Annotated in this window: 8 protein-coding genes; 2 read left to right on the top strand and 6 right to left on the bottom strand. The window is 56.9% G+C overall.

What is annotated here, in order from left to right; translation table 11 throughout:
* Positions 1-35 precede the first annotated feature (35 nt).
* Positions 36-512 carry an Lrp/AsnC family transcriptional regulator gene (locus AC2Q8J_RS15440; RefSeq protein ID WP_204996794.1) on the top strand — a complete coding sequence of 159 codons (477 nt, stop codon included), beginning with the start codon at positions 36-38 and terminating at the stop codon, positions 510-512.
* A 28-nt stretch (positions 513-540) separates the two neighbouring features.
* On the opposite strand, the gene AC2Q8J_RS15435 is transcribed toward AC2Q8J_RS15440, so the two are convergent.
* From AC2Q8J_RS15435 to AC2Q8J_RS15415, 5 genes are all read right to left on the bottom strand, one after another.
* Entirely contained in the window at positions 541-1,890 is a 1,350-nt protein-coding gene (locus AC2Q8J_RS15435) for a class II 3-deoxy-7-phosphoheptulonate synthase (protein WP_486451726.1), read from the bottom strand.
* Positions 1,891-1,902: 12 nt separating this feature from the next.
* Entirely contained in the window at positions 1,903-2,976 is a 1,074-nt protein-coding gene (locus tag AC2Q8J_RS15430; RefSeq protein ID WP_486451725.1) for a Glu/Leu/Phe/Val family dehydrogenase, read from the bottom strand.
* Between the two features lie 13 nt (positions 2,977-2,989).
* The gene (locus AC2Q8J_RS15425) at positions 2,990-6,469 is read right to left on the bottom strand and encodes an indolepyruvate ferredoxin oxidoreductase family protein (protein WP_486451724.1); all 3,480 of its coding nucleotides are present in this window, start codon (positions 6,467-6,469) and stop codon (positions 2,990-2,992) included.
* 173 nt (positions 6,470-6,642) lie between these two features.
* Positions 6,643-9,219 (bottom strand): esterase-like activity of phytase family protein, encoded by a 2,577-nt coding sequence (locus AC2Q8J_RS15420; protein WP_486451723.1) that lies wholly within the window; start codon positions 9,217-9,219, stop codon positions 6,643-6,645.
* Between the two features lie 121 nt (positions 9,220-9,340).
* Positions 9,341-11,053, bottom strand: a complete 1,713-nt coding sequence (locus tag AC2Q8J_RS15415; protein WP_486451722.1) for an FAD-binding protein — start codon at positions 11,051-11,053, stop codon at positions 9,341-9,343.
* A gap of 153 nt (positions 11,054-11,206) precedes the next feature.
* On the opposite strand from AC2Q8J_RS15415, the gene AC2Q8J_RS15410 reads away from it, so the two are divergent.
* Positions 11,207-11,887, top strand: coding sequence for a DNA-3-methyladenine glycosylase I (locus tag AC2Q8J_RS15410; protein ID WP_204996788.1), 681 nt, complete (start codon positions 11,207-11,209; stop codon positions 11,885-11,887).
* Between the two features lie 8 nt (positions 11,888-11,895).
* Here the strand turns inward: AC2Q8J_RS15410 and AC2Q8J_RS15405 are convergent, their stop codons facing one another.
* Positions 11,896-13,749 carry a DmsC/YnfH family molybdoenzyme membrane anchor subunit gene (locus AC2Q8J_RS15405; RefSeq protein WP_486451721.1) on the bottom strand — a complete coding sequence of 618 codons (1,854 nt, stop codon included), beginning with the start codon at positions 13,747-13,749 and terminating at the stop codon, positions 11,896-11,898.
* Positions 13,750-13,800: the final 51 nt, after the last annotated feature.

The raw sequence follows: 13,800 nt of genomic DNA, 5'->3' as shown, positions 1-13,800 counted from the left end.
AAAGCCTTGTCTTATTTATGCATTGGAGGGCGCGAATGCCAACAGAACTCGCCAAACAAGATATCACCATCCTGCGTATTCTTCAGCGCGACGCCAGCAAGACATCCAGCGAGATTGCCGAAACCCTCAATATGTCTCAGTCGCCCTGCTGGCGGCGGATCAACCGGATTGAGCAAGCCGGTATCGTGCGCAAAAAAGTCGCCATCCTCGACCGCGAAAAACTGGGTATGGAACTAGTGGTTTTTACCACCGTAAACCTGAGCATTACCGGGCGGCAGCAACTTGAAGAATTTGAGTCGTCGGTGAGCGACTTTCCCGAAGTCGTCGAATGCTACACGATGACGGGCGTGTGGGATTATATGTTGAAGATTATCACCCGCGATATTCGCCACTACGAAAGTTTTGTACGCGAGCGCCTGCTGAGCCTGCCAATGATCGGCGAAACGCACTCACACATCGCGGTAACCGAAATCAAAAACACGACTGAGCTCCCGCTGGAAACCCAGCTGTGAGCCCCTGGCCGTGTGTTGGCCCTCGGCGTTAACGGCCGTCGTCGCGCAGGAAATCCGCCACGCAAAAGGCAAGCTCGAGCACTTGGTCGGCGTTTAAACGCGGATCACACTGCGTTTGGTAACACTTGTCCAGGTCCGACTCGGACAGCCGGTACGCCCCGCCAGTGCACTCGGTCACATGCTGGCCAGTCATCTCCAAATGAATGCCGCCGGGGTGCTGCTGTTCGCTGCGCAACACGGCAAAGAAGTGGCGAATTTCCTCCAGAATGCGATCAAAAGAGCGTGTTTTGTAGCCATTACCCGCCTTCACGGTATTGCCGTGCATGGGGTCACAGGACCACACCACGCTGCGTCCCTCCTGCTGCACTCGTCGCGCCAGCGCCGGTAGGCGCTCAGCCAGCACGTCGGCGCCCATGCGGGTAATCAGGGTTAGACGACCGGGAATATTGTCTGGGTTCAAGGCGTCAATTAAGGCGATCAACTCGTTGCCTGTCATCGACGGGCCAACCTTTACGCCAACCGGGTTTTTAAGGCCGCGAAAGAACTCGATATGAGCACCATCGAGCTGACGAGTGCGCTCACCGATCCACAACATATGTGCCGAGCAATCGTAGAAATCGCCGGTTAAATGGTCCTGGCGAGTCAGGGCCTCCTCATAGTTGAGGAGCAACGCTTCATGAGAGGTATACAGCTGCGTTTCACGTAGCGTGGGGGTGTTGTCGCTATTGATGCCACACACCTCCATGAACGCCAGTGCATCTTGAATGCTGTGCGCCAAGGCCTGATAGCGTTCGCGCAGAGGGTTGCCATCCAAGAAACTGAGGTTCCACTGGTTAACCTGGTGCAAATCAGCCAAGCCGCCGGTGGCAAAAGCCCGCAGCAAATTCAACGTGGAGGTGGACTGGTGATAGGCTTGCAACATGCGCTGCGGGTCCGGCGCACGGGCCGCTGCATCAAACTCGGGGGAGTTGATGATGTCACCGCGATAACTGGGAAGCACCACGGCATCGCGCTCTTCTGTTTCTGCCGAGCGCGGTTTGGCAAACTGCCCCGCCATGCGGCCCACTTTTACCACGGGTAAACGCCCCGCATAGGTAAGCACGATGGCCATCTGCATCAACACTTTGAAGGTATCGCGTATATTGTTCGCCGAAAAGTCGCCAAAACTTTCGGCGCAGTCGCCGCCCTGAAGTAAAAACGCTCGCCCCTCGGCAACCTCGGCCAACTGGCTGTGTAAGGCGCGGGCCTCAGCGGCAAAAACCAATGGCGGCATTGCGGCCAGACTTTGCTCCACTGCGCTTAGCGCCGCAGCGTCGCCATACCTCGGCTGTTGCAAGGCGGTTTTATTTCTCCAGCTATCTCGGCTCCACGTTGTCACGTATTCCCTCCTTCAGTTTTCTGTTGCGGCTTGCCTACCCTGTGCCAACAATACCTCTTCAGCCATCGCTTCGGCCACCACATGGGGCGGGCACAATTGCTGGGCTGCGCGCTTAAAGATCAGCCCCAGCTTGTCGCCAATGCCCTCGACATGCTGCAACAGTGTCGACTCGGCATCAGCTGACAGCGCCCCGCCGTGCTGGCGCTGATGATAGACCGCAATAATACCCCCGGCATTAATAACAAAGTCCGGCACGTATAAGACACCGCGATCGGCAAGCTGCTGCGCCTGAGCCGGTGTTGCCAGCTGGTTATTGGCGGCACCGGCAATGATCGACGCCCTCACCTGTTGCACTGTTTCCGCATTTAGCACGGCCCCCATTGCGCAGGGCGCCAAAACATCCACTGGCTGACTCAATATGCTCGCTGGCTCGACCACCTCAGCCCCAAGTGCCTGCAGGGGTGTCAGTAATGTCGGGTTCACATCGGCAACCAGTACGGTTGCACCGTCTTCGATTAACCGCCTCGCGAGGTGGCTGCCAACGGCCCCCGCTCCCTGAATTGCCACCCTCACACCATCGAGATTATCGCTGCCGCGTTGCTGGCGCAGGGCCGCGCGCAAACCGCAGTAAACACCGTAAGCGGTGTATGGCGACGGGTCACCGCCGCCGTGGCTGTCGAGCCCGGAAACATAGCAGGTGTGTTTGGCAATTTGCGCCATGTCGGCCACCGTGGTGCCGGAGTCTTCAGCCGTAACATAGCGGCCGCCCAAGCTGTCGATAAATCCGGCCATTGCCTTAAGTAGCGCCCCATTCTTGTCGCACGAGGGGTCACCAATAATCACGGCTTTGCCACCACCCACTGGCAGTCCGGCAAGCGCAGACTTATAGGTCATGCCACGCGACAGCCGCAGCACATCGTCAAGCGCTGCCGCATCGTCCGCGTAGGGGTACATTCGCAAACCGCCCACCGCCGGCCCAAGCTGGCTGCTGTGCACAGCAATAATTGCCCGCAAGCCCGTGGAGCGGTCTTCGCAGAACGCGACAAGCTCGTGTTGATCAAAAGAGGGGGCGCTAAACACTGCCATAAACGACACCTTTTTATGTTTGGCTCGTGGCGCTAGCCAGTTCGACAAAGGGCAACGCATCGCCATGAAATTTTGCCAACAGGCTGCGGCGAGCGGCTGCATAGCGTTGAGCGTTCGCCTGCTTCACATGACCAAAGCCCCGCACCTTATCCAGGCTGCTTACCAGCTCTAGCGCGTAGCCTCTGTTTTCGAACGTTAACTGCGCGGCGATGTCGGCGAGATCTGCGAGAAATTGCTCGCATAATTCTCGCTCCATGCGCCGCTCCGCCGTGTAGGAAAAAATATCCCAGCGACTTCCTCGCAGGCCCTTGGCCGCGGCGAGTAGTTTAAACGCCGGCAGACACCAGCCGGGCAAGCGGCGCTTTTTGTGCTCGCCAGTATTCGGGTCTACACGACTTAGCAGGGGCGGCGCCATATGAAACTGCAAAGTGAAATCCCCTTCGAACTGCTCGCGCAGTTGCCGCATAAATTCCCCGTTAGTAAATAAGCGGGCAACCTCGTATTCATCTTTATATGCCATGACATGGTAGAGCGTGCGGGCCGCCGCGATACTCAGCGACAATGCCTGGTCACCCACCACCGCGCGCTCACTATCGGCAAGCTGCGTTATTGCGTCGCGGTAACGCTGGGCATAGCGCACGTTTTGATAATCACACAGCTGGCCGTAACGGTGCTCGACAATCTCGTCCAGGCCGGACAGTGGTTGCCAGTGCTCTGCTGCAAGGCCACTGGCCCGTCGCACAGCCAACTCGTCGATTGCCGCTCTGCGCCCCCAGCGGAATGCCCGCTGGTTAAATTCCACAGCAACATCGTTCAACTCTATCGCCGCGTCTACCGCCTCGCTGGAAACGGGTATTAAACCGCGTTGAAAGGCGTAGCCGAGCATAAAGAAATTACTGGCGACGGCGTCGCCCATCAGGTGAGTGGCCATGACCGTTGATTCAATAAAGTGAACCTTTCCGGCGCCGACCTCCTCTTCAATAATTTGCTTCATTTCACGGGCAGGAAAGGCCGCATCGGGGTCGAATATCGAGGCCGATGTTGGCGCCTCGCTGTCATTAATCACCGCATGCGAGCGCTCTATATTCACCTTCGCCATCGCCTCGTCGCTGGCACTCACTACCAAATCGCAGCCCAACAAAAGATCGGCGTCACCGGCGGGAATACGCACGGCATTGATATCTTCCTGACGACGGGCAATGCGCAAATGGCTTACTACCGGACCAAACTTTTGCGCTAGCCCGGTCTGGTTCATCGTCGCGCAGCCCTTGCCTTCAATATGCGCCGCCATCGCCAATACCGCGGTAACGGTAAGCACACCCGTACCGCCAATGCCTGTAACGACGATATTCCAAGGTTGCTCAAGACTGTGCGCTGTTGGCTCCGGTAGCGCAGCAAAGTCATCCTCTGCTGTTGCCGTGCTCTGCCTTAAACGGCCGCCGATCACCGAGACAAAACTGGGGCAAAACCCCTTCACGCAGGAGTAGTCTTTGTTGCAGGCGCTTTGATCAATCTCGCGCTTACGACCCAGCTCCGTTTCTACCGGCACCACCGATAGGCAGTTGGATTTTTTCGCGCAGTCACCACAGCCTTCGCATACCGCCTGGTTGATGACCACGCGGCGATTGGGGTCATCCATCAACCCACGTTTGCGCCGTCGGCGCTTTTCCGCCGCGCAGGTTTGCTCGTAGATCAATACGCTGCAACCTTTTACCCGGCGCAGCATTTCTTGCACCGGGAGCACTTCATCGCGATGGTGAATACTCAGCCCTTCGGTCTCGGCAAGGGTGTGCTTTTCAGGTTGATCAGAAACGAGCGCGATGCGCTCAACGCCCTCCCCGCGCAGCTGCAAAATAATTTGTTCCACACTGAGCTGACCGTCTACCGGCTGGCCGCCGGTCATTGCCACGGCATCGTTATAGAGCAGTTTATAAGTGATATTCACGCCGGCAGCGATGGCCTGCCGGATCGCTAAAATTCCCGAGTGGAAATACGTGCCATCACCGAGGTTCTGGAAAACATGCTCAGTGTCGGTGAAGGCGGCCTGCCCGATCCATGTCACACCCTCGCCGCCCATTTGCGTAAACGTTTGCGCGGGGCGGCTATCCATAAACGTGCTCATGTAGTGGCAGCCAATACCCCCCATGGCAATGCTGCCCTCCGGCACTTGTGTAGAGGTATTGTGAGGGCAGCCTGAGCAGTAATGGGGTTTGCGATCAATCTTGTTGCGCTTGCTCGCCAGCGACTGCTCCTTCTGCTGGTAAAAACTCAGGCGTTTTTCAATGTCTTCACTCTGATAAAAACGGCGGATTCTCGCCGCAATGGCCCGGGCCACCATTGCCGGGGTGAGTTCGGACACATTGGGCAGCAGGTCTGCGCCGTGCTCGTCAAATTCACCGATCACCCGCGGCCGCTTGTCGACGGCCCAGTTGTAGAGCTGACCAGTGAGTTGGTCTTCGATGATTGAGCGCTTCTCCTCGACGACCAGAATCTCTTCCAGGCCGCTGGCGAACTCGTGAGTAAGCACTGGCTCCAGTGGCCACGGCATCCCCACTTTGTATACACGCAAACCGATTGCGGCGGCGCTGTCGTGATCGATACCCAAGTCTTCCAGCGCCTGCATAACATCGAGGTAGGCTTTGCCGCTGGTGATAATGCCCAAACGCGGCTTGGGACTATCAATTACAATGCGGTTGATATGGTTTGCCAGGGCAAAGGCGCGGGCCGCATAAATTTTGTATTTATTCAGCCGGCGTTCCTGATCCAGGGGAGTGTCGGGCCAACGCAGGTGGACACCATCAGCGGGCAAAACAAAGTCCTCGGGCAACACGATATTGATGCGATGGGGATCTATCTCGGCTGAGATCGCCGAATCCATATTCTCGGTGATCGCTTTTAAGGCCACCCAGCTACCGCAGTAACGCGACAACTCCCAACCAAAGACGCCGAGATCTAACACTTCCTGCACATTTGCCGGGGCCAGTACCGGAATCGAGGCACCGATAAACATATGCTCCGACTGATGGGGCAGCGTAGACGACTTGGCTGCGTGATCATCCCCCGCCACCGCGAGTACGCCACCGTATTGGCTGGTGCCGGCAGCATTGGCATGTTTGATGACATCCATGCTGCGGTCGACACCCGGCCCCTTGCCATACCACATACCGAACACGCCATCGTACTTCGCATGGCCGTTTAACCCGAGCTGCTGGCTACCCCAAACGGCGGTTGCCGCTAAGTCCTCGTTGATGCCCGGTACAAACTTGATATGGTGGCGGTCCAGGTAATCCTGAGCCTGCCACAGCGTCTGATCCAGTGTGCCCAGTGGCGAACCACGATAGCCCGAAATGAAGCCCGCGGTATTCAGGCCTCGCTCCTGGTCGCGCTGATGCTGAAGAATGGGTAAGCGCACCAAGGCCTCTATCCCGGTGAGATAGGCCCGGGTCGTGTCCAATGCGTATTTGTCTGCCAGCGATACCTTGCGCAGTGCCATGCTGCTACCTGCCTGTTATTGTTTTGACATGGACTAATAATAGGCAGCGGATCGCGAATTTTTTATGTTATTCAGACAGGTTAAACGCAGATTACGGTCTAATTTAGACCCAAAAATAAGCGACGCAAAAAAAGCCCGCTTACGCGGGCTGAGTGATTAGGGCCTGTTATTGTTTACTTCACAATATTGCCCAAGTTCAATAGCTGGGTTTCGCCACTGTTGTCATCGACGCCGTCGTTGTCATTGATGATCAGCACGTCGCCATTGGCCATCAGGGCGGCCCCCTCAATTTTTTCGGGCACCAGTCCGCCTGGCATCTGCAAGTCATCCATCAGGTCACGCACCAATGTTTTGGTCACGGTATCGCCGGTTACCAAGCCACTAAGGTCGAACTCATAAAGGCGCTTAATTGCCGCATCAGGGCCGCCTTGGTTATCGCGCTCGATGACCATAAAGCGCTCGCCACCCAGTGCGGTAATCTCAGACAAACCAACCCAACCACCGTTTTGGGAAAGCGCAGCATCCAGGGGGTAGAAGAAGAAGTTCCAGGTACTGGTGGCCGGATCGTAAACACCAATGCGCGGTTCAGTGTCACCTTGCCAGGCGCGCTGGAAAGCCACGTAGACTTTACCGCCCTGCTCCGCCACGCCTTCAAAACCGAAGCGCTGCTGCGTGGCGTTAACGCTGCCAGGCAGGGTGATTACCTGCTCGATCACCGCCTCAGCCGATAGCTTGATAAGCATATTCAAACTGTTGATCGGCCGGCTGTCATCGCCGATGGTTCCGCTGCCCTCTGAGACCAACCAAAAGCCCCCGTCGCTGGCTTGAGCCAAACCTTCCGGGTCGAGGTTGACCGTTTTATCATCGTTCACCAGCGCCGCGCGGTCTGCGACATCAAAGACGCCAACGCGACTGGGGTGGTCGTCATCAACACCGCTATCCGCGAGCGCGATGGCAGGCAATGACGCGAGAACATCGTTGCTGTCGAGAATGCGCATTTCTTTATTCAAACGCGCTGGTTGCTCGGCGGTGTCGATGATAAAGATGCGGCTGCGCTGATAGAAGCTGTCTTCAACGGCATATACCGTGGTGGCGTGGAGGCGGTCAGCGGCGAGCGCCGACATCGCCGAGAAGGGAATCGGGCTGCCATCTTCACGGTCAGTGGACAGCACAGTGGGGTACTGCGCAGCAGCGGAGTCGTAGCGATAGATATTGAGCGCCGCGCGGAATTTGTCATCGCGGGCATCTTCTTCACTGGCCACCACCAGCAAATTTCTCGAGGGGATCGCAAGCGCTCCCTCGGGCCCCAGTGCCGTGGGCAATACCTGCTTTAATACCGGCTTGCGCAGATCCGCCACATCGTAAACGAAGGCAACACTTGAACGCTCCGAGTTCACGAACAAATAGCGCTCACTGCCAAACACAGCAAATTCCGCATTCTCTGGTTCATTACCTTTATTGCCGGAACGCCCGTCGGGGTAATGCCCCAGTCGCGCCACCCAGTGATCGAGCTGCTCAGCACTGTCGAAATGCACTTCGCCCTCTTTATCGAAAACGCTGAACCCGCGGCTACCGCCATTAAGGTCACCCTCGTTGGCCGTAGCGAAATACTGGCTCGACAACCACGTCACCCCATCGGGCTCACGGGGAACCGCGCTGAGTGAGTCGGCCTGACTGATTAACGCCGGCTCTTCTTCCTGGGTGTCAACGCCGTTTAGATCGACGGTGCCAGCACTAAAATGATTAACGATGCTGCCATCTGTCAGATCGATTAATACCAAGTGGTTGTTTTCCTGCAGGGTAACCACCGCGATGTTGTCAGCGTTGATGTCCACATACTCTGGCTCGGGGTCTTCGGGGAACAGCGTGGCAAGACCGGTCAGGGCGACATTGCGCACCGCCCACGACGCCGGATCAGCGGCGGCAATATCGACAATATCGACACTGCCCGCCGGTAATTGAGGAGGCTCGCCATTTCCAAGGTCCTCGTCGCGCTCATTCTCAATGGCCACGGCGGCGTAGCGACCGTCGGGGCTTACTGCGACTGAATCGGGCTGCCCAGCGAGATCAAGCTGTTGAACGATGCTGCGGCTAGCGATATCCACCACCGCCAGTTTGCCGGATACGTTGACAAAATCCGCGGAGGTATTCACACCCACTAGCGCATAACCGTCCTTCACCGCCACCGAGGTTGGCTCGCCGCCAAGCGGCAGTGAACCCAGGCCGGTGGGTTGGTCTGGGGTGGTGATATCGACAAAACCAATACTGTCGCTGGGGCTGTCGGTGTAAATCAGCACATTGCCATCTTCACTGGCGGCAACAATCTCTGCCGCCGTTTCGGTGTCGGTATCACAGCTGGCATCCAGCTGCTGACAAACGGCGTAGGTGGCAATGCGATTGAAATTTTTGTCGTCATTGAGCTGAGTTGGATCGCACAGGGTGGTCGACTGATCAACCTCTGCGGTATCTAATACGCCGTCGCCGTTATCGTCCAAACCTGAATCAATGCGCAAACCGCCGTCGAAACACTGGAGGTCGCCCACGGGCAGCCGGTGTTGGCTAATTAGGCTGTTTATGCCGTCGCTGCCATTCTGACCGTCGCTGCCATTGCTACCATTTTGACCGTCACTACCGGCAACGCCCTGCGGACCCTGAGCACCGTTTCGGCCGTCGTCACCACCGCAGGCCACCAACATCAGCGATGACGCAATCAGCACCCCACTGGCGATCGCATTCTTTGTAAAACGCATTATTGTTCTCTCCAACTCGGAATAAGGTTGGGGAGCAGGCTAATAGAGCAGAACTACATTTTGACGACGGTTTTGTTGCAGGAAAGAGACAGCGGCGAGGATTGCCCTCGCCGCGGGTATTTTAGTCTTGGTAACCGCTGATGTGCTTGGCGGCCTGGTAGGCGAAGGTCATTGCAGGCCCCAATGTTGAGCCCGGGCCCGGGTAAGTTGGCAGCACCGCTGCGCTGCAGTTGCCCACCGCGTAAAGGCCATCGATTGCCTGGCCATCCTCTTTCATCACTTGTGCGTTGGGGTTCGTGGCCAGTCCGCCCTGTGTGCCAAAATCACCGGCGTCGACACGAATCGCATAAAACGGCGCTTCGTCAATGGCGCCCAAACAGGGGTTCGGCTCAAAGCGCTGATCGCCATAGTAGCGGTCATAGGCCGAGTCGCCGCGCTGGAACTCAGGATCTTTGCCGGTTTTCGCATAGCCGTTCATTTTCTCAACGGTCTTTTCGAGGTTGTCGGCGTTAATGCCCAGCTGCCCGGCCAGCTCGCGAATACTGTCAGCCTTGCCGACCAACTTGGTGTCAAACCAATTTTTGGGAATCGTCCAGTCCGGTTTGAGTTGGGCCGTCATTAATGGGCCAACAATGTAGTCGCGGCGAAAACGCGCGTCGAACACCTGGTACATCGGTGAGCAGGGGTTCTCTTCGCTGTGCACTTGGTAGAGGTCTTTCTGGAAGGCCATATAGTTTTGCGACTCATTGGCAAAACGCTCGCCATTCATATTCACCACACAGGAGCCAGGGAAGGATTTCTCCATAATGCTCAACCGCGGTGCCGGCTCTCCTGGCACGGAGATCGTGGTACACCACCAGGCGCCATCCATCAGGCGGGTAGCCGCTCCCAGGCGCATACCCTCGCTGATCGCGTCGCCAGTGTTGCCGTCCACCCCACCGCTCCACTGAGTACTGGTGGGCGCGGGCAAATATTTTTCGCGCATGGCCTGATTCTTCTCAAAGCCGCCGGCCGCCAGCACCACGCCCTTGCGAGCCTGAATGCGCATACGCTTGCCTTGCTTGCTAACTTCGGCACCCACCACGCGACCATTCTCTTCGATCAGCGATAGCATGGGGCTTTCGGTCCACAACGGAATGTCGCGCTTCTTCAGCGAATACCACAAGCGCGCCACTCCCGCAGCCCCGGTACACACCTTGCGGCTTGTTTTACGGCCGCGCAGCAGCCAGGCGAAATCCAGGAAATAGCTGGCCATCAGTTTGAGCGTCAGCTTTACCCAACCCGGCCCCTGAACGGTTAGCAACGCCGCCTCAACCTGAGTGAAATAAATACGATCAAACAGGCGCATCATGTGATGCGAGGGGCGCAGGCGTTTGACATCGTCGCCCAATAGCGAAGAATCAAAACGCTCCGGCTCCATCGAGCGGTGGCCCGTGCGCGAGCCTTCGACATTGGTGTAGTAATCAGGATAGTGTTCCAGAGTTTCGTAGCGCACATCGCTGCGCTGATGCAGAAACTCGACCATCTTCGGGCCGTTCTCCAGATAGGCATCGACCATTTCTTCAGGCACCGCGCCCTCGGGCGTGGTATTCAGCAAGTATTGTTTTGCATCCGCAATGCTGTCCTGCGCGCCCGCCGCCTTTGCATAGCGATTATTGGGAATCCAAACACCGCCACCCGACGTTGCGCTGGTACCACCAACAAGCTCGGATTTTTCAAGCAATAGGACGTCGGTAACACCCATTTCGTAGCAGCTGAGAGCGGCGGTCATGGCGCCATTACCACTGCCGACCACCAAGACGTCGACGCTGTGATCCCAGTTTTGTTCTGTCATAGTTCTTATTCCGGCGTGCTGGCCCAGTTATCGCGGTCGAACTGCGTCCATCGGGCGTATTTAAAGTGTATGATCGGCCATCATGGTAGCCCCACGCCCCGCAGCACCCAATCATCCGTCTGCATGAGGCTGGCCCGCACTCGGAGAAATCACATGTCGACGCTCTATGACCGTTATTTATCGCGCGCTATTGATCAACACGGCAGCATCGCTGCCATAGAAGCGCAATTGCCCAGCCATAAGAGCCCCGCTGAACTGATCGGCACACCGGACGACCGCTACCTCGCTGAAATGGCGGCCTGTATTTTTCGTGCGGGCTTCGTGTGGCGCGTTGTCGGCCAAAAGTGGCCTGGCTTTGAGGAGGTTTTCAATCGCTTTCTGCCCATCTGGGTGGCGATGCGCTCTCCCGAGCAGATAGAGGAGATGGCCAGCGATACGCGAATTATTCGCAACCTGAGCAAGGTGCGCGCGGTACAGGAAAACGCCCATTTCGTTTTAGAGCTGCAGGAGAAGCATGGTGGCGTGGGCCAATTCCTCGCCGATTGGCCCAGTGATGACACCATCGGTCTTTGGGCATATCTGAAAAAACATGGCTGCCGACTCGGCGGCAATAGCGGCCAATACTTCCTGCGCTTTGTCGGAAAGGATACGTTCGTATTGAGCCGCGACGTGGCCACCGCCTTGATGGCCGAGGGAATTGTTGACCGCACCCAGATCACTGCCAAACGCGACCTGATCAAGGTGCAGGATGCCTTCAATACGCTGCAGGCCCAGAGCGGCCGACCACTGTGCGAGATCAGTATGATTCTCGCACTTTCTCTGGGCCCGCGCTGAACCTTCGCTCAGTGCAGGTCGGCGACCACACCGACTTGCGGCAGGTTGGCTAAGCCGATGTCCCGGGCGTGCTCCTCGAAGTCTTTGTTCTTCCAGAAAAATGCGCCGGGCATCGTGGTCGGTACAACCAATACATAAAACAGCGCCCGCCCAATTACCGCATAGGCCAACACACACAAGCTCAACGCCGCCGCGATCAAACCTGTGGCGATGCCACCCTGCGTCAGGGTAAGACTCAGGGCAATCACTGCGCTAAGCAACAACAGCGTATTGCGCAGCAGATAGCTTTTGGCAAACACCGTTGTTTGAATGTAATGGGAAACGCTGCCCTCGTTGTTGGCAACGTTCATTGCTCGGGCGTGTTGCCACAGACCCAGCCCCTCGATTAGCGCAGCGACCACAATCAGCCCGGCCCCCAGGGCAAGCATAGCGACGGTGTTTTCAGCTGCGCCGCTGGCCGGCGCACTAAGCAACATAAACCACAAACAAACAATACCGCCGAGAGCCAGGGCAGAGCCAACAAAGCTGCTGCCTGTTTGCCAGTGATTCCAAAAGGGCCGCGCAGGAATTCGATAGCAGCGATACATGTAATACAGGCCAACGGCGCCAGACACCAGTGCGAGTGTACTCAACACAGCGGCAGCTACCGGGTAGTGCCCCCAATCGCCAAACCAACGCTGAAATACCGCATTATCGGGCAGCACGCTCAGTAAATGCAGGCCGGCAAACACCATGTATAGCAGCATGCCCAAGCCCTCGCGGCATACCGGGGAATGGCGAAGATTATTGAAACCGCGGTAAAAGCGCAGCGGCTTGCCCAAGTGGGTTGCCGACATCAGCATACCGACACCTGCCAGGGCGACAATCAGCGCAACAAACGGCACATACAGCGCCGATGAGCGCAGCGCGAGTATCGGCTCAAGGGCGAATGCCGAACCCAGCGTACTGATAGCAAAGGCCCCCAAGGACGCCTGACTAACCAGTGTAAAAATCACCAAGGGGTTTTCGCGAGAGCTCAGCTTGTCCAGCCCCCAACGCTTTTCAACGCCTTTTTTCTGGTCCACGACCGGGCGGTACTCACCCTGCTCATCTTTGTGATATTTCACCGCCATACCATCGGTGCGCGTGACCTCATCCGGCATGCGTTTAGTTTGCTGGAAGCGAATATTCGGATGCGTAATTTCCGGGCTGGGAAAACCGGGAATACTGAGCTTCGCCTGCTCGCGATTCTCCGGCAGATCTTCCACGACACCAAAATTAAGCGCGTTACCCAGGCAGGCAGAAACACAGGCCGGCTTTAAATTTACTTCCAGGCGATCAACGCACATATTGCATTTGCTCACCTGGCCTTTTATTGGGTCTAACTGCGGCGCATTGTAGGGGCACACCCACGTGCAATAACCGCAGCCAAAACAGGTTTCCGGGTCTTGCAATACCGCGCCATACTCAACATGTTTGGTATAGGCGCGCGTTGGGCACCCCTTCAGACACACCGGATCGTCGCAGTGATTACAGGCCATTGAGATATTCATGCGCTTGAAATCGGGGTAACTGCCTCCCTCGACATAGCCCACTGACCGAAAGCTGATATGCGCTGGGTTATCATTTTTTTCACTGCACGCAGCCTCACAGGCGTGGCAGCCAATGCAGTTGTCGGCGGTAAAGTGAAAGGCGTGTTGCTTGTTGCGATTCGGGTTGCTGCCCACGCCCGGCTCTTCATTGATAAACATTTCGCGCCCGGCGGGCACAGCGCCGCCGCTGCGGGCGATCAGATCAATGGGCGCCTCATAGTAATTCACCTCAGGCGCGCCAGACTCTTTCAGGAAAGCGTACTGCGGCTCATCGTCTCGAACCTTCCACATAAACTAAGCCCTTCTTGGTGTAATGGGGGATGTCACGGCTAACACGGCCAA

The sequence above is a fragment of the Spongiibacter sp. C9W genome, assembly GCF_057370015.1.
Note: the sequence above shows the minus strand (reverse complement) of the source record. Positions and strands in the feature narration are given on the sequence as shown.

Excerpts from the sequence above, each read along its gene's own strand:
- AC2Q8J_RS15425 (WP_486451724.1), bottom strand. The coding sequence starts at position 6,469 with ATGGCACTGCGCAAGGTATCGCTGGCAGACAAATACGCATTGGACACG.
- AC2Q8J_RS15420 (WP_486451723.1), bottom strand. The coding sequence starts at position 9,219 with ATGCGTTTTACAAAGAATGCGATCGCCAGTGGGGTGCTGATTGCGTCA.
- AC2Q8J_RS15440 (WP_204996794.1), top strand. The coding sequence starts at position 36 with ATGCCAACAGAACTCGCCAAACAAGATATCACCATCCTGCGTATTCTT.
- AC2Q8J_RS15405 (WP_486451721.1), bottom strand. The coding sequence starts at position 13,749 with ATGTGGAAGGTTCGAGACGATGAGCCGCAGTACGCTTTCCTGAAAGAG.
- AC2Q8J_RS15415 (WP_486451722.1), bottom strand. The coding sequence starts at position 11,053 with ATGACAGAACAAAACTGGGATCACAGCGTCGACGTCTTGGTGGTCGGC.
- AC2Q8J_RS15410 (WP_204996788.1), top strand. The coding sequence starts at position 11,207 with ATGTCGACGCTCTATGACCGTTATTTATCGCGCGCTATTGATCAACAC.
- AC2Q8J_RS15430 (WP_486451725.1), bottom strand. The coding sequence starts at position 2,976 with ATGGCAGTGTTTAGCGCCCCCTCTTTTGATCAACACGAGCTTGTCGCG.